The 22,103-nt window shown below is 67.5% G+C and carries 17 protein-coding genes; 6 read left to right on the top strand and 11 right to left on the bottom strand.

What is annotated here, in order from left to right; all coding sequences use genetic code 11:
• Window positions 1-12: 12 nt before the first annotated feature.
• The gene (locus AC5P78_RS11355; RefSeq protein WP_012479600.1) at window positions 13-369 is read right to left on the bottom strand and encodes a GFA family protein; all 357 of its coding nucleotides are present in this window, start codon (window positions 367-369) and stop codon (window positions 13-15) included.
• Between the two features lie 112 nt (window positions 370-481).
• On the opposite strand from AC5P78_RS11355, the gene AC5P78_RS11350 reads away from it, so the two are divergent.
• Both AC5P78_RS11350 and AC5P78_RS11345 read left to right on the top strand, forming a co-directional pair.
• Window positions 482-2,290 carry a DUF885 domain-containing protein gene (locus tag AC5P78_RS11350; protein WP_099497551.1) on the top strand — a complete coding sequence of 603 codons (1,809 nt, stop codon included), beginning with the start codon at window positions 482-484 and terminating at the stop codon, window positions 2,288-2,290.
• Between the two features lie 145 nt (window positions 2,291-2,435).
• The gene (locus AC5P78_RS11345) at window positions 2,436-3,431 is read left to right on the top strand and encodes a polysaccharide lyase (protein ID WP_414498353.1); all 996 of its coding nucleotides are present in this window, start codon (window positions 2,436-2,438) and stop codon (window positions 3,429-3,431) included.
• 9 nt (window positions 3,432-3,440) lie between these two features.
• On the opposite strand, the gene agp is transcribed toward AC5P78_RS11345, so the two are convergent.
• From agp to AC5P78_RS11330, 3 genes are all read right to left on the bottom strand, one after another.
• Window positions 3,441-4,664 carry a bifunctional glucose-1-phosphatase/inositol phosphatase gene (gene agp / locus AC5P78_RS11340; protein WP_414498354.1) on the bottom strand — a complete coding sequence of 408 codons (1,224 nt, stop codon included), beginning with the start codon at window positions 4,662-4,664 and terminating at the stop codon, window positions 3,441-3,443.
• Between the two features lie 67 nt (window positions 4,665-4,731).
• Window positions 4,732-6,564 (bottom strand): multidrug efflux ABC transporter SmrA, encoded by a 1,833-nt coding sequence (smrA, locus tag AC5P78_RS11335; protein WP_111197960.1) that lies wholly within the window; start codon window positions 6,562-6,564, stop codon window positions 4,732-4,734.
• 205 nt (window positions 6,565-6,769) lie between these two features.
• Window positions 6,770-8,329 carry a serine hydrolase gene (locus AC5P78_RS11330; RefSeq protein ID WP_062607482.1) on the bottom strand — a complete coding sequence of 520 codons (1,560 nt, stop codon included), beginning with the start codon at window positions 8,327-8,329 and terminating at the stop codon, window positions 6,770-6,772.
• Between the two features lie 110 nt (window positions 8,330-8,439).
• On the opposite strand from AC5P78_RS11330, the gene AC5P78_RS11325 reads away from it, so the two are divergent.
• Genes AC5P78_RS11325 through AC5P78_RS11315 form a run of 3 tightly spaced genes read left to right on the top strand, consistent with a single transcriptional unit; the run spans window position 8,440 to window position 10,680 of the window.
• Window positions 8,440-8,883: a VOC family protein gene (locus AC5P78_RS11325; protein ID WP_005408713.1), complete on the top strand. Its 444-nt coding sequence runs from the start codon at window positions 8,440-8,442 to the stop codon at window positions 8,881-8,883.
• Window positions 8,880-9,698 (top strand): DUF72 domain-containing protein, encoded by an 819-nt coding sequence (locus AC5P78_RS11320; protein WP_049454693.1) that lies wholly within the window; start codon window positions 8,880-8,882, stop codon window positions 9,696-9,698. The genes AC5P78_RS11325 and AC5P78_RS11320 overlap by 4 nt, the downstream gene beginning before the upstream one ends.
• Window positions 9,699-9,732: 34 nt before the next feature.
• Window positions 9,733-10,680, top strand: coding sequence for a DMT family transporter (locus tag AC5P78_RS11315; RefSeq protein WP_012479593.1), 948 nt, complete (start codon window positions 9,733-9,735; stop codon window positions 10,678-10,680).
• A gap of 45 nt (window positions 10,681-10,725) precedes the next feature.
• On the opposite strand, the gene AC5P78_RS11310 is transcribed toward AC5P78_RS11315, so the two are convergent.
• The 6 genes from AC5P78_RS11310 to AC5P78_RS11285 all read right to left on the bottom strand — a co-directional run bounded on the left by AC5P78_RS11310 (window position 10,726) and on the right by AC5P78_RS11285 (window position 20,383).
• Entirely contained in the window at window positions 10,726-11,886 is a 1,161-nt protein-coding gene (locus AC5P78_RS11310; RefSeq protein WP_024956273.1) for an AAA family ATPase, read from the bottom strand.
• A gap of 163 nt (window positions 11,887-12,049) precedes the next feature.
• Window positions 12,050-13,120: a sensor domain-containing diguanylate cyclase gene (locus AC5P78_RS11305; RefSeq protein WP_012479591.1), complete on the bottom strand. Its 1,071-nt coding sequence runs from the start codon at window positions 13,118-13,120 to the stop codon at window positions 12,050-12,052.
• A 144-nt stretch (window positions 13,121-13,264) separates the two neighbouring features.
• A complete protein-coding gene (locus AC5P78_RS11300) occupies window positions 13,265-13,987 on the bottom strand; it encodes a pseudouridine synthase (protein ID WP_005408708.1) in 723 nt (240 codons plus the stop codon).
• Window positions 13,988-14,021: 34 nt separating this feature from the next.
• Window positions 14,022-15,686, bottom strand: a complete 1,665-nt coding sequence (locus tag AC5P78_RS11295; protein WP_049459834.1) for a sensor domain-containing diguanylate cyclase — start codon at window positions 15,684-15,686, stop codon at window positions 14,022-14,024.
• A gap of 109 nt (window positions 15,687-15,795) precedes the next feature.
• A complete protein-coding gene (locus AC5P78_RS11290; RefSeq protein WP_060380978.1) occupies window positions 15,796-18,219 on the bottom strand; it encodes a putative bifunctional diguanylate cyclase/phosphodiesterase in 2,424 nt (807 codons plus the stop codon).
• 217 nt (window positions 18,220-18,436) lie between these two features.
• Window positions 18,437-20,383: a DEAD/DEAH box helicase gene (locus AC5P78_RS11285; RefSeq protein WP_099527832.1), complete on the bottom strand. Its 1,947-nt coding sequence runs from the start codon at window positions 20,381-20,383 to the stop codon at window positions 18,437-18,439.
• A 267-nt stretch (window positions 20,384-20,650) separates the two neighbouring features.
• Between AC5P78_RS11285 and AC5P78_RS11280 the strand changes: the two genes are divergently transcribed.
• Complete coding sequence (locus tag AC5P78_RS11280) at window positions 20,651-20,872, top strand: RNA-binding S4 domain-containing protein (RefSeq protein WP_012479588.1); 222 nt, start codon at window positions 20,651-20,653, stop codon at window positions 20,870-20,872.
• An 11-nt stretch (window positions 20,873-20,883) separates the two neighbouring features.
• On the opposite strand, the gene ubiM is transcribed toward AC5P78_RS11280, so the two are convergent.
• On the bottom strand, window positions 20,884-22,062 hold the full coding sequence (gene ubiM / locus AC5P78_RS11275; RefSeq protein ID WP_099527831.1) for a 5-demethoxyubiquinol-8 5-hydroxylase UbiM: 1,179 nt from the start codon (window positions 22,060-22,062) through the stop codon (window positions 20,884-20,886).
• Between the last annotated feature and the right edge of the window lie 41 nt (window positions 22,063-22,103).

Genomic DNA, 22,103 nt, shown 5'->3' with positions numbered 1-22,103 from the left:
CGCGCACCGGCCTCACAGTGCGGCCCCGTCGTAGGAGGTCACCGCCAGCGTGGCCAGATCCACTGCAGGCACGCAGCGCACGTTCACCGCCACCATCGGCATACCGCTGCGCGGATCCACCGCCTCGCTGTAGGGGGCAATGCCGCATTCGCGGCAATGGTGATGGTCGATGTGGGCCTTGTTGAAGTGGTAGGTGGCCACGTCCGCCGGATCGGTGCTCAGCTGGAACGCTTCGCGCGGGGCGAACCACAGCAGGCTGCCACGGCGGCGGCACATCGAGCAGTTGCAGTCGATGACGTCGCTGATCGGCGCCCCGGCCTGTACGGTGAATGCGATCCTGCCGCAATGGCAGCTTCCCTGGTATTCCATGTTCTGCGCTCCTTTGGAGGGTCCTTGTCTGCGCCCATGGTAATCCTATGGCACGGGGACAAAGCAGCCACGCGGCCCTATGCTCAGGGTTCGACCCCGTACAGGAACGCCGATGCGCCCGCATCTTCTTGCCCTCGCCCTGGTCGCCGCGCTGGCCGGTTGCCAGCCGGCCGACGCCCCGACCAACGCTTCCACCCCGGCCACCAGCCAGCAGGCCGGTGACGCGGCGGTCGATGCCGCCTTCGCCGACCTGTCCAAGCGCGCCCTGGACACCTGGATGCAGCTGTCGCCGGTCAGCGCTACCCAGATCGGTGACCACCGCTACGACAGCGAGCTGGACGACCTCAGTGCCGCCGGCCAGCAGAAGACCCTGGCAGCCTACAAGGCGCTGCTGGGCGAGCTGGACAAGATCGAGGTGGCCAAGCTGGGCCGCGAGAACCAGGTGGACGCAGCGATCCTGCGCAACCAGCTGCAGTCGGAAATCTGGAACGCCGAAGTGCTGCAGTCAGGCAAGTGGGACCCGCAGCTGTACAACGGCATCGCCGGCAGCGCGATCTACGGCCTGATGGCGCGCGAGTTCGCGCCGCTGCCGGAGCGCCTGAAGTCGGCCACCGCGCGCATGGAAAAGCTGCCGGCGATCTTCGCCCAGGCCCGCGAGAACCTGGATCCGGCGCGCGTGCCGAAGATCCATGCCGAGACGGTGGCCAAGCAGAACAAGGGCATCCTCAGCATCGTCGATACCTTCATCACCCCGCACATCGGTGAACTGCCGCAGGCCGACCAGCAGCGCCTGCAGGCCGCCATCGACGGCCTGAAGAAGGCGGTGGACGAGCAGCAGACCTGGCTGGACAAGACCCTGGTGCCGAATGCCAAGGGCGACTTCCGCATCGGTGCGGAAAAGTACGACCAGAAGCTGAAGTTCGCGCTGAGCTCCTCGCTGTCGCGCCAGGAGATCGGTGAGCGTGCACGCGCCGAACTCAAGCGCGTGCGCGAAGACATGTACGGCATCGCGCAGACCGTGCTGAAGGACAAGCCGGGTGCGCCGGAGATGCCGGCCCAGCCGACCGGCGAGCAGCAGCAGAAGGCCATTGAAGCTGCGCTGGAGCTGGCCTACGCCGACAAGCCGGCACGCGACAAGGTCGTCGACGATGCCAAGGCCGCACTGGAGCAGTCCACCGCGTTCGTGCGCGAGCACGATCTGATGACGCTGCCCGACGCGCCGGTGGACATCATCCTGATGCCGGAATTCCAGCGTGGCGTGGCCGTGGCCTACTGTGATTCACCGGGTCCGCTGGACAAGAACCTGAAGACCTTCTACGCCGTGTCGCCGATTCCGGACGACTGGAACGACAAGCAGGTCGACTCGTTCCTGCGTGAGTACAACTCGCGCATGATCCACCTGCTGAGCATCCACGAAGGCACCCCGGGCCACTACCTGGAAGGCTGGCATTCGGCCAAGTTCCCCTCCACCCTGCGTGCGGTGCTGCGTTCGGGCCTGTTCGCCGAAGGCTGGGCGGTCTACACCGAGCGCATGATGCAGGAGCAGGGCTACCTCAACAACGACCCGCTGTTCCACCTGGTGCAGCTGAAGTTCTACCTGCGCACGATCTCCAACGCGATCCTCGACCAGGGCGTGCACGTGGACAACTGGGATCGCGAGAAGGCAATGCACCTGATGACCCACGACGCGTTCCAGCAGGAAAGCGAAGCGGCGGGCAAGTGGGTGCGTGCACAGCTGACCTCGGCACAGCTACCGACCTACTTCGTCGGTGCGCAGGAACACTTCGACACCCGCAAGGCGGTGCAGGAGAAGCTGGGCGACAAGTTCAACCTGAAGGCGTACCACGACCAGGTACTGTCCTACGGCGCACCGCCGGTGCGTTTCGCACGCCAGCTGATGCTGGACCAGCCGATCGAGTGATCGGGGTGGTGTGAGTTGAAGCGGAGCGGCCCGGGGAAACCCGGGCCGATCTGTTTGTGGGGGATCGCCAGACCATCTCCGCATCACATGCCGGCAACATGGCCAGGCGCATCGTTCGCCGGATTCCCCCTTCCGCCGGTTTCCAATGTCTCTCCCCTTGCGCCTCGCCCTGCTGCCCACGCTGCTGGCCAGTGCGGGTGCCTTCGCCGCCTGCCCCGCGCCGCCGCCCGGCCAGCTGGACATCCGCGCGCTTGGCTACTACACCGACAAAGTCGGCTCGATCATCGACCCGGTACTGAACCAGCAGAACAAGGACGCCACTGCACCGCTGGACCGCTATGCCGCCGACGTGGCGCGCATGAGCGATGACTACCTGCGCAACGGTGACCCGGCAGCGGCACAGTGCACGCTGAGCTGGTTGGGTGCGTGGGCCGACGACGGCGCCATGCTCGGGCAGATGATCCGGGTCAACAACGATCAGTCGTTCTACATGCGGCAGTGGATGCTCGATGCGGTAGCAATGGCCTACCTGAAAGTGCATGACCAGGCCAACCCGCAGCAGCGTGCGCGTATCGATCCGTGGCTGCAGAAGCTGGCACGGGCCAATCTGGCGTACTGGGACAATCCGAAACGGCGCCGCAACAACCACTACTACTGGGGCGGGCTGGGCGTGCTGGCCACCGGACTGGCCACCGACGACGACGCCCTGTGGCAGGCCGGCCACGCCGCGTTCCAGAAGGGCATCGATGACATCCAGGACGATGGCAGCCTGCCGCTGGAGATGGCCCGCGGGCAACGGGCCCTGCACTATCACGACTACGCATTGGCGCCACTGGTGATGATGGCCGAGCTGGCGCGGCTGCGCGGCCAGGACTGGTATGCCAGCAAGGACCATGCAATTGACCGCCTTGCCCGCCGCGTCATCGAAGGCAGCAAGGACCCTGCATGGTTCAACCAGCACACCGGCGTTGCCCAGTTGCCCCTGCAGGCCAGCGGCTGGGTCGAGTTCTACCGGTTGCGATCACCGGATAGCGGCCTGTTCGATGCCGCGCATGCGCGCGGACCGTTCCACTCGCCACGGCTGGGCGGCGACCTTACGCTGATGGCCACGCATGGCATCGTGCGCACGCCGCTGCGTTAGCAGCGCGCCTCAGCGGGCTTTCGGATGCAGCAGGCGCTGGAACTCGGCGACGGTGCACCCCTGAGCCGCGCACCCCGGCACACGCAGCACGACGCGGCCCGGCGGCTGCGCGTTGGCCAGCGGCAGCGCATCGCGCAGCTGCGCGGTGGTCGGGTAGACGTAGGCCAGGCGGATCCGTTCCACCCCGCTGTGGCGATCACGCCAGCGTTCGAACTGCAGCAGGCCACCGATCGGTGTCTTCTCGTACTGCCCCGGCAGGCTGTAGTCGCTGATTCCCAACGCCGCCAGCACCGAGCCGATGTTGGAATCGTGACCGACCAGCAGGGTCACCTTCGGCGACGCCGGGTCGTCGAACAACGCATTCACTCTTGTCAGCAGCGGAGCGGCCACATCCCGCGCCACCTCGGGCGTTCCGAACAGGATGTCCTGGTAGCGGTTGCGGATCTGCGCCAACGCCTGCCACTGCGCCTCGGTGGTCAACCGGCCCCAGCCTTCGCGGGGGATGCCACTGCCCTGGTAGTGCTCCATCAACAAGGCATCGACCAGCCCGCTGGCCAGCGCCAGTGATCCGGACGCGCGGGGCTCCTTGCCCGGTTCCGTACTGAAGGTGGTATCGGCCAGTGCCAGATGGCAGTCGCTGTGCCCCTTGCATGCCGCCGACTGCGGATAGCGGGTGATCTCTTCCACCACGGACAGAGCCGGTGCCAGGTTCGCTGCGGCCAGCGCTCGCTGCATTGATTCCAGCGCGCGCGTGCGGAAGGTCGTGTCACCGTTGTGGATCACCGGATCGAACAACGGATCCATCGAGCCCAGCGGCATGCGCTGTTCGACCGCAACATGGCAGCCCGGGAAAGCACCGGCAACGAAGAACTGCGCGGTGGCCTGGGTGCGCTGCAGGCTGTTGGCGTACGCGTGGAAGTCATCCTCGTGCGGGCAACCCGACAGCGGCAACAACTGCGCCTGGCGCAGCCACTGGGCGATGTAGCGGCCCATGTAGACCTCCAGCACGCCTCCCTTGGTAGTCAGCTCGCCCGGTGCCACCTCCCAGCGCGGCCAAGTCTCAGGCGTCGCATTGGCCAGCGCGCCGGAGGCCACCACCGGCGCGCGCAGGTTGTGACGGCTGAGCAGGACGACCTGCTCGAGCTGGTCGCCGTCCATGGGTGCCGGCGCAGCCGTGGCAACCGTGGCAACCAGGCTGAGTGCCAGCAACAGGGAGCGCAGGGGGCGGATCATGCAGGTCTCCGGAAACACGCTGGGGTCAGAGCCCTTTCCTGCGGAAAGGGATCCGACCCCGAAGCGATCATTGATCGGCAGCAACAAATCCACCGGTCTGCCGCGCCCACAACCGTGCGTACAGGCCACCGGCCGCAATCAGCTCGGCATGGGTGCCGGTCTCCACGATGCGTCCCTGGTCCATCACCACCAGCCGGTCCATGCGCGCGATGGTCGACAGCCGGTGCGCGATCGCGATCACCGTCTTGCCGCCCATCAGCTCATCCAGGCTGTCCTGGATCGCCGCTTCCACTTCCGAGTCCAGTGCCGAGGTTGCTTCGTCCAGCACCAGGATCGGTGCGTCCTTCAGCAGCACGCGGGCAATGGCGATGCGCTGGCGCTGGCCACCGGACAGCTTCACGCCGCGCTCGCCGACATGTGCGTCGTAGCCGCGACGCCCCTGACCGTCCACCAGCGTGTCGATGAAGGCTTCGGCACGCGCCTTGGCCACGGCAGCGCGCAACTGCTCATCGGTCGCGTCTGGACGGCCGTACAGCAGGTTGTCGCGGATCGAGCGGTGCAGCAGCGAGGTGTCCTGGGTGACCACACCGATCTGCTGGCGCAGGCTTTCCTGGGTGACGTAGGCAATGTCCTGGCCGTCGATCAGGATGCGGCCGCTTTCCAGGTCGTACAGGCGCAGCAGCACATTGACCAGGGTCGACTTGCCGGCACCCGAAGGACCGACCAGGCCGATCTTCTCGCCCGGCTTCACCACCAGGTCCAGGCCTGCGATCACGCCACCCTTCTTGCCGTAGTGGAAGTGGATGTCCCGGAAATGCACGCCGCCACGGGTCACCTGCAACGGCACTGCATCCTCGCGGTCCTGCACGGTCAGCGGCTGGGCGATGGTCGTGATGCCATCCTGCACCGTGCCGATGTCCTCGAAGATGCCGTTGATGGTCCACATGATCCAGCCGGACATGTTGTGGATGCGGATCACCAGGCCGGTCGCCAGCGTGATCGCACCGACGGTGATGTGGCCGCCATTCCACAGCCACAGCGCCAGCCCACAGGTACCGGCGATCAGGAAACCGTTGACGATGGCGATGGTCAGGTCCATGCCGGTGGTCACCCGGGTCTGCGCGCGGTGCTTGACCGCCAGTTCCTGGATCGACTCGGCCACGTAGGCCTGCTCGCGCCCGCCATGGGCGAACAGCTTCAGCGTGGGAATGTTGGTGTAGCCATCGACGATGCGGCCCATCGCCTTGGAACGCGCTTCGGACGCAATCCAGGCCCGTTCCTTCGCGCGCGGCACGAAGTAGACCATGATCACCGCATAGGCCAGCAGCCACAGGATCAGCGGCACCATCAGCCGCCAGTCGGCCTGCGCGAACAGGTACAGCGCGGTGCCGGTATAGACCACGATGTACCAGAGCGAATCGACCATCTGCACCGCCGACTCGCGCAGCGAGGTACCGGTCTGCATCACCCGGTTGGCGACGCTGCCGGCGAAGTCGTTCTGGAAGAAGCTCAGGCTCTGCCGCACCACATAGTTGTGCATCAACCAGCGCGAGCGGTTGCTCAGGCCGGGCACGATGGCCTGGTTGACCAGCAGGTTGTGCAGGCCGACCAGGATCGGACGCGCGATGACCGTGATGAACAGCATCCAGCCCAGGTCGTTGGCATGGCGCTTGAAGAAGTCGGCACCGGGCTGCTCGGCGACCATGTCGACGATGCGGCCCAGGTAATCGAACATCGCCACTTCCACCAGCGCCAGCAGCAGGCCGGCGATGAGCGTGGCCAGCAGCACCGGCCACACCGGGCGCAGGTAGTGCAGGTAGAACGGCAGCACCTTGCGCGGAGGCATCCGCCCGTCCACGGGCGGGAACACCGGAATCAGGGATTCAAACCAACGGAACATCGCATTCCCTCGCCATCTTTAGCTGGCGGAGTATCCCATGCCGCATGTGTACGCCGGCCGACGATCGCTGCGGCTGCGGCTGCGGTCGTGCCGGCCGCTGGCCGGCACCCTTGCGACGCATCCGGGGATCATGAGGTCGCCGGCCAGCGGCCGGCACTACCCATCGGATTCGTCAAACGTCAGCGCCGGGCCACGCTCGGCGGCGTCATTTCACTGGGGTGAACAGCAGGTCCTGGAAATCGAAACTGAAATCGGTCAGGTCGGAAATCGGCTGCATGCGCACCTCGCGCACCTTGCCATCCGGGTCCAGGCTGAAGTTCACGAACGCGTCGGCGTTGAGCGAACGGTCGTCCCAGCGCACGATGAAGGTGTCGTGCTGCCAGTGCTCCAGGCGTCCGCTCAGCTGCGCGGTCTTGGCAAAGCGCAGGCGCAGTCCCTTGCCCTCGGCACTGACCTGCATGTCGCCATACCAGCGGTCGCGGAACGTGCCTGTGTAGCCGGCCAGCGCCAGCGACGGCCTGCTGCCCTTGTCGCGCGCGCTCTGGTGCTTGGCCCACGCCTCGTCGGCCTTGTCCTGTCCCTTGGCCACGGCCTTGGCATAGGCGTCCACCCAGTCATGCTTTTCACCGCCCAGGTAGGCATCGAGCACACTCAGGGTGATCGCATTGAACGCCGCGCCCACTTCCTGATTGGTCAGCACCACCACGCCCAGTTTCTCGCCCGGTACCAGGGTCAGCCGCGAAACCATGCCCGGCCAGCCACCGGTGTGCCAGACCAGCTTCCGCCCGTGGTAGTCGCTCAGGCTCCAGCCTTCGCCATAGCCGGCGAAGTTGGCCCGCGCCGGTGCCAGCTCCGGCACGCTCGGCGCCGGGATCGACTGCGGCGTGATCATCCGCCACATCTGCTGCTGGCTCTTCTCGGTGAACAACGGCGTGCCGTCGGCCAGTTTGCCTTCGGCCAGCTGCACCTGCATCCAGCGCGCCATGTCGTGCGCGCTGGAATAGATGCCGCCGGCGCCGGCATTGTTCGACCAGGTCAGCGGCGCGACGGTGCGCAGGTCCTTGAAATCGTACTTGGCGTGGCCGACCGCGGCCTTGTCGCCCGGCTTCAGGTGATCGGCGTTGTAGCGCGTGCCGGCCATGCCCACCTTGTCGAAGATGCGGGTCTGCAGGAACTGCTGGTAACTCATGCCGGAAACATGCTCGATCACCTGCTGGGCGACCGCGTACAGGATGTTGTCGTACGCATAGCCCTCGCGGAATCCACCCTTCAGCGGCACCTTGCCCAGCCGTTCCACCACTTCGGCATTGCTGTAGGAGGTGGTCGGCCAGAACAGCAGGTCACCGGCACCCAGGCTCAGTCCGCTGCGATGCGACAGCAGGTCGCGGATCGTCATCTGGCCGGTCACGAACGGATCGGACATGCGGAACGACGGCAGGTGGTCGATCACCTTGTCGTCCATCTTCAGCTTGCCGTCCTCGGCCAGCAGGTTCAGCGAGGTGGCGGTGAACGCCTTGGTGTTGGACGCAATGGCAAACAGCGTATCGGCCTGCACCGGTTCCGGCTTGCCCTGCTCGCGCACGCCCCAGCCGCGCTCCAGCACCACCTCGCCATCCTTGACCACCGCCACCGCAATACCGGGCACGTCGAACTGCGCGCGCACGCGCTCGACGGTTGCATCCAGCTCCTGCAGCTGCGCCGGGGTGGCAGCGCTCGCCATGGTCGTGCACGCCAGCAGCACGGCTCCTCCAATCCAGGGTTTCATCCAGCACGATCTCCGAACAGGGGTGGCGGCCATGTGCAGGCCGTCACCGGGGTTTCGCGGGATGGTAACGTTCTGCGTTGCACCCTGCCCTGTGCCATAGGAGGGGTGTCATGGGCGAGAACGGCCAACCGAGCAGCGGCTCCACCATCATTCCGTGCCTGCGCTACCGCGATGCGCAGGCTGCCATCGACTGGCTGCAGCGCGCCTTCGGCTTCCATGCCCAGGCCGTCTACGCCGATGGCGATACGGTGTTCCATGCGCAGCTGACCTTCGGCACCGGCATGATCATGCTGGGCTCGGCCAGCAACCAGAGCGCGTGGAGCGAGCATGCGGCGATGCCTGATGAGGTCGGCGGCCGCCAGACGCAGAGTGCCTGCGTGATCGTCACCGATGCCGACGCGCACTACGCCCGGGCCAAGGCCGCCGGTGCCCGAATCGTCATCGACATCGCCGACCAGGACTACGGCGGCCGTGGCTATGCCTGCGCCGACCCGGAAGGCTACCTGTGGTGGTTCGGCAGCTACGACCCGTGGCGCGCGGACCACGGCCAGTGACCGCCGGAGCGATCCGCTGCGGCATCGGTGGCTGGGTGTTTCCCGAATGGCGCGGCGGCGTTTTCTACCCCGTAGGCCTGCCGCAGCGTGAAGAACTGGCCCACGCCAGCCGTGCCCTGCGTTGCATCGAAATCAACGGCACCTTCTACCGCACGCCCACCGCCGCGCAGTGCGCGCAGTGGGCCGCACAAACGCCGGAAGGCTTCCGGTTTTCGATGAAGGCGCCACGCTACCTGGTGCAGCGCCGCGACCTGTCCAGCACGGTCGAGGCGGCCGCGCCCTTCCTGCAGGCGGCGACCGCGCTCGGTGACCGGCTGGGCCCGCTGCTGTGGCAGTTCGATCCACGGCATCCGGCCGACGCCGAAGCACTGGAACGGCTGATGGCACAGCTGCCGAAGCATCTGGACGGGGTGCCGCTGCAGCATGCGCTGGAGGTCCGCAACGCCGAGGCACATGGCCCGGCACTGGTCGACGCCGCCCGCCGCCACGGCGTGGCGCTGGTGATCGAGGACAGCGACGAGGCGCCATTGCACGGCGATGTCAGTGCCGGCTTCGTCTATGCGCGGATCAAGCGCAGCCAGGCCCGCTTGAACGAGGGCCTGCCGGCGCCCGTGCAGCAGCGCTGGGCCGAACGCGCACGCCGCTGGTCATGCGGTGAACCAGTGGATGACCTGCCCTGCCTGGCCGCGCCAGCTCCGGAAACCCCGCGCGAGGTCTACCTGCTGTGCATCGGCGCGGGCAAGGCACGCAACCCGGCGGCGGCGATGGCCCTGCAGCGGCGGGTTGGCCAGGGCAGCGATCCCGCACGCGGGTAGCGCTGCGACGTTCGCCTTGCCTCACAATAGGCGGATGAGCACACCCGACACCCGCAAAGCGCTGTGGCAGATCCACTTCTGTGTCCTGCTGTGGGGCGTCACCGCCATCCTCGGCAAGCTGATCACCCTGCCCGCATTGCCGCTGGTGTGGTGGCGCATGCTGCTGGTGACGGCGATGCTGGCCCTGCTGCCGCGGGTCTGGCGCGGGCTGCGCACCCTGCCCCTGCGGCTGGTGGCCGGTTACGCCGGTATCGGTGCGCTGGTCGCCCTGCACTGGCTGACCTTCTACGGCGCGGTGAAACTGGCCAATGCCTCGGTGGCCGCCACCTGCATTGCACTGGCCCCGGTGTTCACCTCGATCATCGAACCCTGGGTCGCCAAGCGGCCGTTCCAGCTACGTGAACTGGCGTTCGGCCTGGCGGTGCTGCCGGGTGTTGCGCTGGTGGTCGGTGGCGTGCCCGATGGCATGCGCCTGGGTGTCTTGATCGGCGCGATATCGGCGCTGCTGGTGGCGGTGTTCGGCTCGCTCAACAAGCGCATGGTCAGCCACGCCGATCCGCTCACGGTCACCGCCCTGGAGCTGGGTGCCGGCACCCTCACCCTGACCCTGCTGGCACCGCTGATGCCCTACCTGCTGCCAGCACTGGCCAGCCCGCTGTGGGTGGTCCCGAATCTGCACGACGGCATCCTGCTGCTGGTGCTGGCCGGGTTCTGCACGCTGCTGCCGTTCGCCCTGGCCCTGGTCGCGCTGCGCCACCTGAGCGCCTATACGGTGCAGTTGGTGACCAACCTGGAGCCGGTCTATGCGGTGGTGCTGGCGGTGGTGCTGCTGCGCGAGCAGCACGAGGTCACCCCGTGGTTCTACCTGGGCGTGGCGATCATTGTCGGCGCGGTGTTCCTGCATCCGCTGCTGAACCGCCGCAAGCCGGTGCAGCACCCGGAAATCCTTGGCACGGCCGAAGCACGCAACATCGCCGATTGAGTGCATCCGCGCATGGCGTAGATCTGCCGGATCCGGATCGATGTGTCAACGCTGCGGCCAATGCCAGGCCGGCGCATCCAGCAGGCCCTGCCCGCTCAGCAGCGTGCGGCCCTGTTCCTTGTGCAGATGCAGCGAGTGGCAGCCCGGCGCCTGCTCCAACGCCGCGATCAGCCGGCTGGCGTGTGACACCACCCACACCTGGCTGCGCGCACTGGCGGCGATGATCAGCCGCGCCAGCGCCGGCAGCAGGTCCGGATGCAGGCTGGTCTCCGGCTCGTTCAGCACCAGCAGCGGCGGTGGTCGCGGCGTGTGCAGTGCCGCGGCCAGCAGCAGGAATCGCAGGGTACCGTCAGACAATTCGGCCATCGACAACGGCCGCAGCAGCCCGGGCTGGTGGAATCGCAGGGCCAGTCGACCGTCCAGCTCTTCGAAGCCGACCGTGGCGCCGGGGAAGGCATCATCGACACTGCGTGCCAACGCAACCGGATCTCCGATCTCGAGAATGGTCACCCAGGCCGCCGCCAGATCCCGTCCGTCGTGATGCAGCACCGGCGTGCGCGTTGCCATCGCCGGTTGTCGCGCCGGGGCATCGGCGTCGCTGCGGAAATGATCGTAGAAGCGCCAGCGACGGATGTACTCACGCAGGGCGATGGTTTCCGGCATGCGCTGCGGATCGCCGACCTGGGTGAACAGGCTGTCGAACAGCGACAACCGGTCATCCACGAGATCCCAGCCGTGCGCATGGCGTTGCCGCACCATTGCCCCACGGCGATCGACCAGCAGGTTGGCGCTGCGCAGGAACGGCCCGGCCCAGATCGCCTCCGCCTTGATCTGCGGATCCAGCGCAAACGCGGAACGGCTGGGTGGCGGGTAGCCCAGGTCGATGGCATAGCCGAACTCGTCGGTGGTGAATCCCAGCTTCAGCCCCACTGACGCCTGCCGGGGTCCGCCCTGCAGCGGGATCTCGCCGGCCGCAACCCGGCGATCGATGGATTCGGGGCCGGCCCACAGCGCCGAACCAAGCCCGCCTTCGCGGGCCAGCACCGCCGCGACGCCGCCCTGGGCGGTTTCCGCCAGCAGGCGCAGCGCGCGGTACAGGCTGGATTTGCCACTGCCGTTGTCACCGGTGACCACGTTCAACGGCTGCAGCGGCAGTACCAGCCCGTGCAGCGAGCGATAGTGGGCGATGGCCAGGGTCTGCAGCATGGCTGGTGTCCGTGGAAACAGGGACGTCATGCTGGCCGGTTCTGATCGCAGGAGCTGCGACGCCAAGTGAAACGGGAAGAGCATCCACGCATGGCGTGGATCTACTGGAGCGGCATCGAATCATCCACGCGTCGCATGCGTTCAGCGCGCGAACCGCCGTGTTTCAGCCCGCCAGCTCCACCCGGTTGCGACCGTTGCCCTTGGCCCGGTACAGCGCCTTGTCGGCGCGCGCCAGCATCTCATCCACGCTTTCACCGGGCTGGTGCTGGGCCACACCAATGCTGATCGTGACCGGGAATCCCAGCGGCAGATCCGCCACGGCCAGGCGCAGGAACTCGCATTGCAGTTCGGCCGTGCGCAGATCAGTGCCCGGCATCACCGCCACGAACTCCTCCCCGCCATAGCGCGCGGCCATGCCACGGCCGGCAAAATGCGAACGCAGCAGCACACCCAGCTCAGCCAGTACCCGGTCGCCGGTGGCGTGGCCCTGGAAGTCATTGATGTGCTTGAAATGATCGATGTCCAGCAGGGCCACGCAGGCTACTCCCGGCTGCCCATCGATCTCCGCCACCGCCTCTTCCAGTGCCGCCGCCATCGCGCGGCGGTTGGGCAGGCCGGTCAGCGCATCGGTGCGGCTCTGTTCGGCCAGGTCGGCATTCTGCGCCAGCAGCACGTCCTGGTACTCCGACAGCAGGCGCTCGTAGTCATCGCGTTCCAGCATGTGCTTCTGGATGTCGAGCGCGAAACGACGCAGCTCCATCACCAGCATCACCTGCCGTGACAGCGCGGCCAGCGCCTCGGCCTTGTCGCTGGGCAGGTGCTGCGGCTGTGCATCGAACACGCACAGCGTACCCAGCGGCAGGCCATCAGAACTGATCAGCGGCGCACCGGCGTAGAAGCGGATGTGCGGGTCGCCGGTCACCACCGGGTTGTCGTGGAAGCGGATGTCCTGCAACGCATCCTCGACCACCATGATTTGGTGCGGCTGCAGGATGGCGTGGCCACACATCGATTCGCTGCGCAGGTTTTCCGCCGCGTCGATGCCCTGGATCGACTTGAACCATTGCCGTTCGACGTCAATCAGGGTCACCGCCGCCATCGAGGTACCGCAGACCGCCTTGGCGATCGCCACCAGGTCGTCGAATGACTTCTCGCGCTGCGAATCAAGGATCCGGTAGCGGTACAGCGCCTGGAGCCGAAGGGCTTCGTTGGCAGGCTTGTCGGGCTTGATCATGCAGCGTCACGTTCCGGCAGGTCACTGCAAAGTCTAGCTGATGCCGGCGCGTAAACCGCACAACGGGTAGTGCCGGCCGCTGGCCGGCATCCCGCGCTCTCTCGATGCCTGGAGCAGCCGGCCAGCGGCCGGCACTACCGCGCGTTACCAGTCCAGCTGCTTCGGCAGCAGGCCCTGCAGTTCCTGCTCGGTCAGGTTGCGCCACTGGCCCGGCTTCAGCGCGCCGATCTTGATGTTGTCGATGCGCACGCGGCGCAGCTGGGTCACGCGATAGCCGAATTCGGCGGCCATCAGGCGGATCTGCCGGTTCAGGCCCTGCTGCAGGGTGATACGGAAGCCGAACTTGGCGATGCGCGAGGTCTTGCACGGCAGCGTCATCTGGTCGTGGATGCGCACGCCGCGCGCCATGCCGCGCAGGAACTCATCGGTGACCGGCTTGTTCACCGCCACCAGATATTCCTTCTGGTGGCCGTTTTCGGCGCGCAGGATCTGGTTGACGATGTCGCCGTTGCTGGTCATCAGGATCAACCCCTCGGATTCCTTGTCCAGGCGGCCGATCGGGAAGATGCGCTGTTCGTGGCCGACGAAGTCGACGATGTTGCCCTTGACCGAAGTTTCGGTCGTGCAGGTGACGCCTACCGGCTTGTTCAATGCGATGTAGACGTGGCGGCGGGCGCCGGGCTTGCGTGCCACGCGGGCGCGCAGCGGCTGGCCGTCGACCAGCACCTGGTCTTCCTCGCCCACCACCGCGCCGGTACCGGCCGGATGGCCGTTGACGGTAACGCGGCGCGCGGCGATCAGGCGATCGGCCTCGCGGCGGGAGCAGAAGCCGGTGTCGGCGATATGTTTGTTGAGTCGGGTGGTCATCGGCCCATTATCCGGCATCGCCGCCCGCTGCGCTTCACGCCAGGGCGGGCGGATCGAGCTCCTCACCGTCGAAGACCCGGTCGCGGCCCGCCCGCTTTGCCACGTACATGGCATGGTCGGCGCGCCGCAGCAGCCCGGCCAGATCGTCCTCGCCCGGTCGCCACTGCGCCAGGCCGATGCTGGCGGTCACCTCCAGCCCCGGCACCTGCAGGGCCTGGCCAGCCTCGGTGATGCGCTGGCGCAGGCGGTCCAGCCGCGCCGACGCCGCCTCGCGCGGCATGCCGGGCATCAGCAGCAGGAACTCTTCGCCGCCCATCCGCACCACTTCGTCCTGGCTGCGTACCGCCGCGCGCAGGGCACGCGCCACCGCCACCAGCACCTGGTCGCCCACTGCGTGGCCGTGGCGGTCGTTGATGTCCTTGAACAGGTCGATGTCGAGGAAGCCGATCACCAACGGGCCGCGCTCACGGTCCACCCGTTCCAGATGGCGGGCCAGCTGCTGCAGTCCGGCGCGACGGTTGGGCAGCCCGGTCAGGCCATCGGTCTCGGCCAGCTGGCGAAGTTCATCACGCTGCTGGCGCAGCCGGCCCAGCCGCTGGTTCAACGCATACGCGGCCATCATCAACAGCCAGGTCACCGCCAGCTGCAGCGCCTCCACCCGGTATTCCAGCAGCCACGCCGCACCACAGGCATCGGCGATGATCAGTACCAGCATCGGTGCCAGCGCGGCCAGACCCGCCTGTGCCCAACGGTCGCCGCGCCAGCGTGCCCAGACGCCGACCATCAGTGCCAGGCCACATCCGGACAGATAGGACACCTGCAAGCCCTTCGCGACCCAGGCCAGATGCTCCCAGCGCAGCCACGGCACCAGCACGGCCAGCGCCATCAGGGTCCACAACACCGCCAGTTGGGCCGGGCGCGATCGAGGCAGCACGCGGTCGCCTCCGTTCAGCCGCCACAGCGCCGGCAGCACCAGTGCCTGGGTCGCAGCGGTCAGCGCCAGCAGCCACCAGGCGCCGTGCTCGCCCACCGGCAGCCAGGGTTCCGGATAGCCGCTCAGCCCGCCGAGGATGGCCTGCCACAGCACCATCACGGTGGTGCCGGCGATGTAGACCAGGAAACTGCGGTCCCGGGTGGTCAGGAAGGCCATCAACGCCGACAGCGCCAGCGCGATCGCCACCGCGATGCAGGCCGCGCGCACCAGCAGGCGGGCGGTGTCGTTCTGCTGCACCGGGCTGGGCGCGCCCAGCCGCAGGGTCGGTACCCAACGTGCCTTCAGCGGTGTCTGCCAGGAGACCAGGAACGGCTCATGGCTGCCGGCCGGCGGTACCGCTACCAGGCCGATGCCAGCCCGGAAACGTGAATCGCGGGTGCGCGCGTCGTGCATGTTGCCGCAGATCTCGCGGTCGCCATGCTGGACGCGCACTTCACCGGCAAAGACGTTGAACACGTCCAGCGCCTGCGGTTGCCCTGACCAGCCCTGCGGCGGAGCCGGTACCAGCACCTGCTGGCGGGCGCCGGACAGCATCTGCGGCGTGCATGCGCGGTGCGGCGTCGGCTCGTCGGTAGCGCCGCCGACCAGGAGATAATCATGGCCCGACACGGCCTCTGCAGCCTGAAGCGGCCACGGCAACGCCAACCACACCATCAGGACGGCCAGCACCGCTCCTGTTCCATACCGCCACTGCCTGCCGCCCACGCCACGTCCTGTTCCTGCTTACGTCCGCGCCCACTGCGCGCCGCCCCTGGCGCGCATTATCGCAGCCGGGCACGCCACGCATGTGTAGACCAAAGTCGGCGCCCGCGGTTCAGCCAGCCGCCGGCGGCCCCTTCACCGCGACCAGCCGTACCGGGCGCAGATCGACCAGGGTCAGCCGCTCCAGCGGCTGCGGCCGTTCGATGGCATAGCCCTGCAGCCCCTGCACGCCAAGCCGGGTCAGCGCACCGGCAACCTCGGCGGTCTCCACCCACTCGGCCACCACTTCCATCTGCAGCTCGCGCCCGAGCTCGCTGATCGCGCGCACCGTGGCGTGGCTGACCGGGTCGGTATCCATGTCGCGCACGAAGGCGCCGTCGATCTTCAGGATGTCCGCCGGCAACTGGCGCAGGTAGCCGAAGGAAGACAGGCCGGAGCCGAAGTCATCCAGCGCCATCCGGCACCCCCGTGCCTTCACCGCATCGATGAAGGCGCGGGCCTGGCTGAGGTTGCTGATCGCCGCGGTCTCGGTGATCTCGAAGCACAACTTGGAGGCCAGCGCGCGGTTGCGCTCGAGCAGGTCGCAGACGAAGGCGAGGAATCCCGGCTCGGCGATCGACTGCGCGGACACGTTGACGTTGCACAGGCCCAGCTGTCGCACGTGCGCCGGGCACACCTGCAGGTGGCGGAACAGCAGCCCGAGCACGTGCCGGTCCAGCGCCACTGCCATGCCATAGCGCTCCACCGCCGGCATGAACTGGCCGGGCAGATGCAGGCTGCCATCGGTACCACGCATGCGCACCAGCACCTCGTAGTGCAGGTAGGACGGATCGCCCACGCGGGCGATGCGCTGTGCATACAGCAGCATGCGATTCTCGGCCATCGCCAGGCTGACGCCCTGCAGGCGCTCGGCCTCCTGCCGCCGCTCCTCCAGCGCCATGCGGTTCTCATTGAAGCAGTGCACGCGGTTGCGCCCGGCCTGCTTGGCGGCATAGCAGGCGCTGTCGGCGGCACTCATCAACCAGTTCACGTCCGGCGCATCTGCACTGACCTCGACCACGCCGATGCTGCAGCTCAGCTGCGGGCTGCCCTCGCTGATCGGAAACGTGGCCTGGCCCAGGTTGCGGATCACCCGCTGCAGCACCCGCTTGGCTTCGTCCTGCCCGGCATGGGCGAGGAACACGGCGAACTCGTCGGCGCCCAGGCGGCCGACCCAGTCACCGTCACGCACGGCCGCCACCAGATAGTCGGCGAAACTGCGCAGCATCTGGTCACCGGCGGCATGGCCGAAGCTGTCGTTGACCAGCTTGAAGTGGTCCAGGTTGATGTAGCACAGCGCATGCGTACCGCCATCACTGCGTACCTGCAGCAGCGCACGCTCCAGCAGCCGCTCGATCTCGCGGCGGTTGATCAGGCCGGTCAGCGGATCGTGGCTGGCGTGATGCTCGATCTCACGTGCCAATGCATGGTTCTGGCTGACATCCTCGATGATCGCAAACACCGACAGGCCGCCTCCCGCGCTGCGCACGCCGGTGCCACTCCAGCGCCCCCACACCAGGCTGCCATCGCGGCGGCAGAAGCGCAGTTCACTCGGCCGCAGCTGCCGGTCCCAGTCGATGCGGCCGACGCCATCGATGACCAGTTCGCCTTCCATCAACAGATCGCCGAGCGACATCTGCAGCAGCACGTCGCGTCGGTAGTCGAGGATGTCGGCCATCGCCTGGTTGGCTTCGATCACCTTGCCGTCGGTGTCGAGCTTGAGCATGCCGACATTGGCCTGGTAGAAGGCCGCACGGAAGCGGCTTTCATGCTCGGTCAGGTCCTTGCCGACGCGGCGCGCGAGGGCCACCGCCATCAGGCTGATCGCCAGCACCGACAACCCGCCGACCACAAGCGTGGCGATCCGTACCATCGTGGCCATGCGCAGCAACGCTTGCGAAAATGCCTGCGCCTGCACCTGCAGCCGCCGGTCCAGATCACGCAGTTGTTGCAGGTACCGATCGCGGTCCGCCGCTGGCAGCACGCCTTGGGCGTGCCCCGACCGCAGCTCGGCAACCAGCCGCTGCACGGCCAACAGATCATCGTCGGTCTGTCGCCACAGCGTGGTTGCTTCCCGGAATGCACCGATGTCGCGTGCATAGCGGAACGAGAACACCAGGCGTGGGATATCGGCGCGCGCGTTGCCACCCTGCAGGAAGCCCTGCCTGGCCTTCTCCTCGTCCGGTACCGCCTGTTCCAGCGCCAGCCGGGCCTGCAGATCGCCCAATGGAATCCGCAGCGCCTGGCGCGCGTCATCCAGGTCCTGGGCATGGCCACGCGCCAGGTAGCGGCTCAGCGCAGCGGTTGCATCCTGCTGCCCTCGTGACCAGTACCCCTGGCCGGCAATCCAGGCCGTCGAGGCTGCCTGCAGTTCCTGGATCAACGCGGACAACGCGACCAACCCGATCGCCATGCCCGTCAACAACGCAAAGCGCAATCCCAGCCCACGGGTCATCGGCACCCGCCGGCTCTGCTGGTCCGTGCCACTTCTACCCATCCCGGATCCCCCCGAATGTGCTGCGGTGACAACCTGCCTTGGAACCGGCCCAGCCTATGACCGGCAATGTGTGGGCCATGCGAAAAAGGGGACGGAGGGGATTAAGTCGTTTTCGGCATAAGCGCATGGCCTGCCATTTACGACTTAATCCCCTCCGTCCCCTTTCCTGTACGCCAGCCCGGGGGCTGGCGTTGTTATGGACGGCTGCGGGTGAGGCTTAGAAGCTGCGCGGGCCGCGCGGCTTGAAGCCGTCACGACGCGGCGGCCGGCTGTCGCGGTCACCGCCGCGGTCGCCACCATGGCCACCCGGGCCACCCGGGCCACCACGACGCGGACCACCCGGGCCGCCCGGGCCACGCTTGTCGAAGCGCGGCTTGAACGGACGCGGGGCCGGGCTGGTGTCTTCACCCGGAGCCAGCGCACGCATCTGCAGCTGCTGGCCGGACACCCACACCTTCTGCAGGTGCGACAGCACGTCCGGCGGCATCTGTGCCGGCAGGTCCAGCAGCGAGAAGTCGTCGTGGATGTCGATGCGGCCGATGAAGCGGCTTTCCAGGCCCGCTTCGTTGGCGATGGCGCCGACGATGTTGGCCGGCTTCACGCCATGCTGGTGGCCCACCGAAATGCGGTAGGTCTCCATACCCTGCTCCGGTGCTCCACGCGGCGGAACCTCACGGCGCGGACGCTGCTCGAAACCACCTTCGGCGTCGTCGCGACGCGGGCCACGCTCGAAGCGCGGACCACGCTCGTTGCGGTCGAAGCGATCGCCACGCTCCGGACGGTCGCCACGGTCGAAACGCTCGCGCGGGGCGCGCTCTTCACGCGGGGCACGCACCGGCGGCTGCAGCAGGAACGGGGTGTCACCCTGCAGCATCTTGGCCAGCGCGGCGGCGATCTCGATGGCCGGCACGTTCTGCTCGTTCTCGAAGCGCTCCAGCAGCTGGCGGTAGAAGTCCAGGCCGCCGGCACCGAGGGTTTCGCTGATGCGCGAGGTGAACTTGTTGATGCGGGTGTCGTTGACCGCTTCCACGCTCGGCAGCTGCATCTCTTCGATCGGCTGGCGGGTGGCGCGCTCGATCTGGCGCAGCATGCCCTTCTCGCGCGGGGTGGCGAACAGGATCGCCTCGCCGCTGCGGCCGGCACGGCCGGTACGGCCGATGCGGTGCACGTAGCTTTCGGTGTCGTACGGAATGTCGTAGTTCAGCACGTGGCTGATGCGCTCCACGTCCAGGCCGCGCGCAGCCACGTCGGTGGCAACCAGGATGTCCAGCTTGCCTTCCTTCAGCATGGCGATGGTGCGCTCACGCTGGGCCTGCTGCATGTCGCCGTTGATGGCGGCAGCGGCCAGGCCACGGGCCTGCAGCTTGCTGGCCAGTTCTTCGGTGCCGGCCTTGGTGCGCGCGAAGATGATCATCGCGTCGAACGGCTCGACTTCCAGGATGCGGGTCAGCGCATCCAGCTTGTGCATGCCGCTCACCCACCAGTAACGCTGGCGGATGTTGGCCGAGGTGGTGGTCTTGGCCGCGATGGTCACTTCCACCGGGTCCTGCAGGTAGGTCTGCGCGATGCGGCGGATCTGCGGCGGCATGGTGGCCGAGAACAGGGCCACCTGGCGCTGCTCCGGCAGCTTCTTCAGCACCGCTTCGACGTCGTCGATGAAGCCCATGCGCAGCATTTCATCGGCTTCGTCCAGCACCAGGGTCTTCAGCTCGGACAGGTCCAGAGTGCTGCGGTCGAGGTGGTCGATCACGCGACCGGGGGTACCGACCACGATATGCACGCCACGGCGCAGCGCCGACAGCTGCTGCCCGTAAGGCTGGCCGCCGTACACCGGCAGCACGCGGAAGCCCGGGATCTTGGACGAGTAGGACTGGAACGCCTCGGCGACCTGGATGGCCAGTTCGCGGGTCGGCGCCAGGATCAGGGCCTGCGGCTTGATCTGCTGCAGGTCGATGTTGGACAGTACCGGCAGCGCGAACGCGGCGGTCTTGCCGGTACCGGTCTGGGCCTGGCCCAGCACGTCGCGGCCTTCCAGCATCGCCGGGATGGTGGCGGCCTGGATCGGCGACGGGGTTTCGTAGCCGATGGCGGTGACCGCCTGCATCACGGGCTCGGACAGGCCGAGCTGCGCGAACTGCAGCGGCGCTTGGGAATCTTGGGACATGGGGAACTCCGAAGGCACTGCCGTCTTCCTGGCAGTGCGATAAAAAAGGGATGGTCCGCGCTTTGGGCGCCCTTCTTATCGCGTGCCCTGGCGCTGCTCGGTCGGAGGAGATTTCACTCGCTCAGAGCGGGATGATACCGCATTGATGCTGAACGAGGCGTACAGCTTTCCGTGCGCGTGCCGTCATGCCCCGTGCTGGCGCACAATACGCGCCCTCTTCCCGGCCCGGCCGCTGGCCTGCGCCCCTCTTCCCAGGAACCCCGCTCCATGCAGATTCTCGAATTCGACCTCGACGGTGACTACGTCGAACTCAAGCAGCTGCTCAAGCTGGCCGACCTGGTCACCAGTGGCGGCGAGGCCAAGATGGTCATCAGTGACGGCCAGGTGCGGGTCGATGGCGAAGTCGAACTGCGCAAGGCCTGCAAGATCCGCGCAGGCCAGGTGGTCGAGTTCGCCGACAGCCAGATCCGGGTGCTGGCCGCCGGCTGATGTGAGGCTGTTCAGGCTACGCGCTGGGTCAGGTGCGAGGCAATCAGCTGCCTGAACGGTGCCACGCCCTGCGCCAGGCGCAGGCCGGCCGCCCGCAGCAGTCGCGCCGGGCGGCGATCGTCGGTGTACAGGCTGGCGATCGCATTGGTGGCCTCGTACAGCGGCCGCGACGCCAGCCGGTGACCCCGTTGGTAGCTGGCCAGCATGCCGGCGGCGGCAATGTCGGCACCGCGACGCTGCTGCGCGACGATGCCCTGCGCCAGCCGCTGTGCGCTGGCCAGGCCCAGGTTGAAGCCATGCGCGGTGACCGGGTGCATGCCGACGGCGGCATCGCCGATCAGCGCCGAACGCTCGCCAACAAAACGGTGCGCGTACACACCTACCAGCGGATACGCCTGCGGCGTGGCCACCGGCTGCATCCGACCCAGCCGATGTTCGAAGCAAGCACTGATGGCCTCGCCGAAGGCCACCTCGTCCATCGCCAGCAGCGCGTCGATCTGCCGCGGCGGCAGCGTGATCACCGCCGAGGCCTGGCCCTCGTTGAGCGGCAGCAGCGCCATCGTGCGGCCGTAGCCGAACCATTCCCAGGCAGTGTGGCGATGGTCGCGCTCGACCTGCATGCGGCACACCAGCATCGACTTGCCGAAGTCGCGCATCTGCGCACCGATGCCGAGCATGCGGCGGGTGGCGGAGAAGCGGCTGTCAGCGGCCGCCAGCAGCCGCGCATGCAGTTGGCTGCCGTCATCGAGTTTGACCACATGGCCCTGTGCATCGGCTTGCACGCCTTGCACCTTGCGCCCGTCGAACAGTTCCACGCCGTCCTGGCCCTGCACCGCATCCCATGCGGCACGGCGGATCAGATGGTTGGGTACCAGCCAGCCCAGCGGCTGGCCGTCGACCTGGCTGCTGGCGAAGGTCAGCGCGAACGGCGAGCCGCCGTTCATCACCTTGGCATCGCGCAGTTCAGCGACTTCGGCCTGCGGCAGGCGCTGCCACAGACCCAGTTGCTCCATGCTCTGCCGCGAGGCATGGGTCAACGCGATCTCCCTGCCATCGAAGGCGGCCTCGGCCAGGGCCTGGCGCGGCTGCACTTCGACCAGCCCGACCTGCAGCCCGCTGCCGGCCAGCGCGCGCGCGAAGCACAGACCTGCCGGTCCGGCGCCGACCACCACCACGTCCATCCTGCGCATGCGCGCCTCCTGCCGTTGATTCAGTCCGCGCCAGCATAGCG

The organism is Stenotrophomonas sp. YJH_SMC_133 (genome assembly GCF_059370655.1).
Note: the sequence above shows the minus strand (reverse complement) of the source record. Positions and strands in the feature narration are given on the sequence as shown.

What these genes read in the sequence shown, in the direction of transcription:
- AC5P78_RS11355 (WP_012479600.1), bottom strand. Translation starts at nt 369, where the DNA reads ATGGAATACCAGGGAAGCTGCCATTGCGGCAGGATCGCATTCACCGTA.
- AC5P78_RS11350 (WP_099497551.1), top strand. Translation starts at nt 482, where the DNA reads ATGCGCCCGCATCTTCTTGCCCTCGCCCTGGTCGCCGCGCTGGCCGGT.
- AC5P78_RS11345 (WP_414498353.1), top strand. Translation starts at nt 2,436, where the DNA reads ATGTCTCTCCCCTTGCGCCTCGCCCTGCTGCCCACGCTGCTGGCCAGT.
- agp (WP_414498354.1), bottom strand. Translation starts at nt 4,664, where the DNA reads ATGATCCGCCCCCTGCGCTCCCTGTTGCTGGCACTCAGCCTGGTTGCC.
- smrA (WP_111197960.1), bottom strand. Translation starts at nt 6,564, where the DNA reads ATGTTCCGTTGGTTTGAATCCCTGATTCCGGTGTTCCCGCCCGTGGAC.
- AC5P78_RS11330 (WP_062607482.1), bottom strand. Translation starts at nt 8,329, where the DNA reads ATGAAACCCTGGATTGGAGGAGCCGTGCTGCTGGCGTGCACGACCATG.
- AC5P78_RS11325 (WP_005408713.1), top strand. Translation starts at nt 8,440, where the DNA reads ATGGGCGAGAACGGCCAACCGAGCAGCGGCTCCACCATCATTCCGTGC.
- AC5P78_RS11315 (WP_012479593.1), top strand. Translation starts at nt 9,733, where the DNA reads ATGAGCACACCCGACACCCGCAAAGCGCTGTGGCAGATCCACTTCTGT.
- AC5P78_RS11310 (WP_024956273.1), bottom strand. Translation starts at nt 11,886, where the DNA reads ATGCTGCAGACCCTGGCCATCGCCCACTATCGCTCGCTGCACGGGCTG.
- AC5P78_RS11305 (WP_012479591.1), bottom strand. Translation starts at nt 13,120, where the DNA reads ATGATCAAGCCCGACAAGCCTGCCAACGAAGCCCTTCGGCTCCAGGCG.
- AC5P78_RS11300 (WP_005408708.1), bottom strand. Translation starts at nt 13,987, where the DNA reads ATGACCACCCGACTCAACAAACATATCGCCGACACCGGCTTCTGCTCC.
- AC5P78_RS11290 (WP_060380978.1), bottom strand. Translation starts at nt 18,219, where the DNA reads ATGGGTAGAAGTGGCACGGACCAGCAGAGCCGGCGGGTGCCGATGACC.
- AC5P78_RS11285 (WP_099527832.1), bottom strand. Translation starts at nt 20,383, where the DNA reads ATGTCCCAAGATTCCCAAGCGCCGCTGCAGTTCGCGCAGCTCGGCCTG.
- AC5P78_RS11280 (WP_012479588.1), top strand. Translation starts at nt 20,651, where the DNA reads ATGCAGATTCTCGAATTCGACCTCGACGGTGACTACGTCGAACTCAAG.
- ubiM (WP_099527831.1), bottom strand. Translation starts at nt 22,062, where the DNA reads ATGCGCAGGATGGACGTGGTGGTGGTCGGCGCCGGACCGGCAGGTCTG.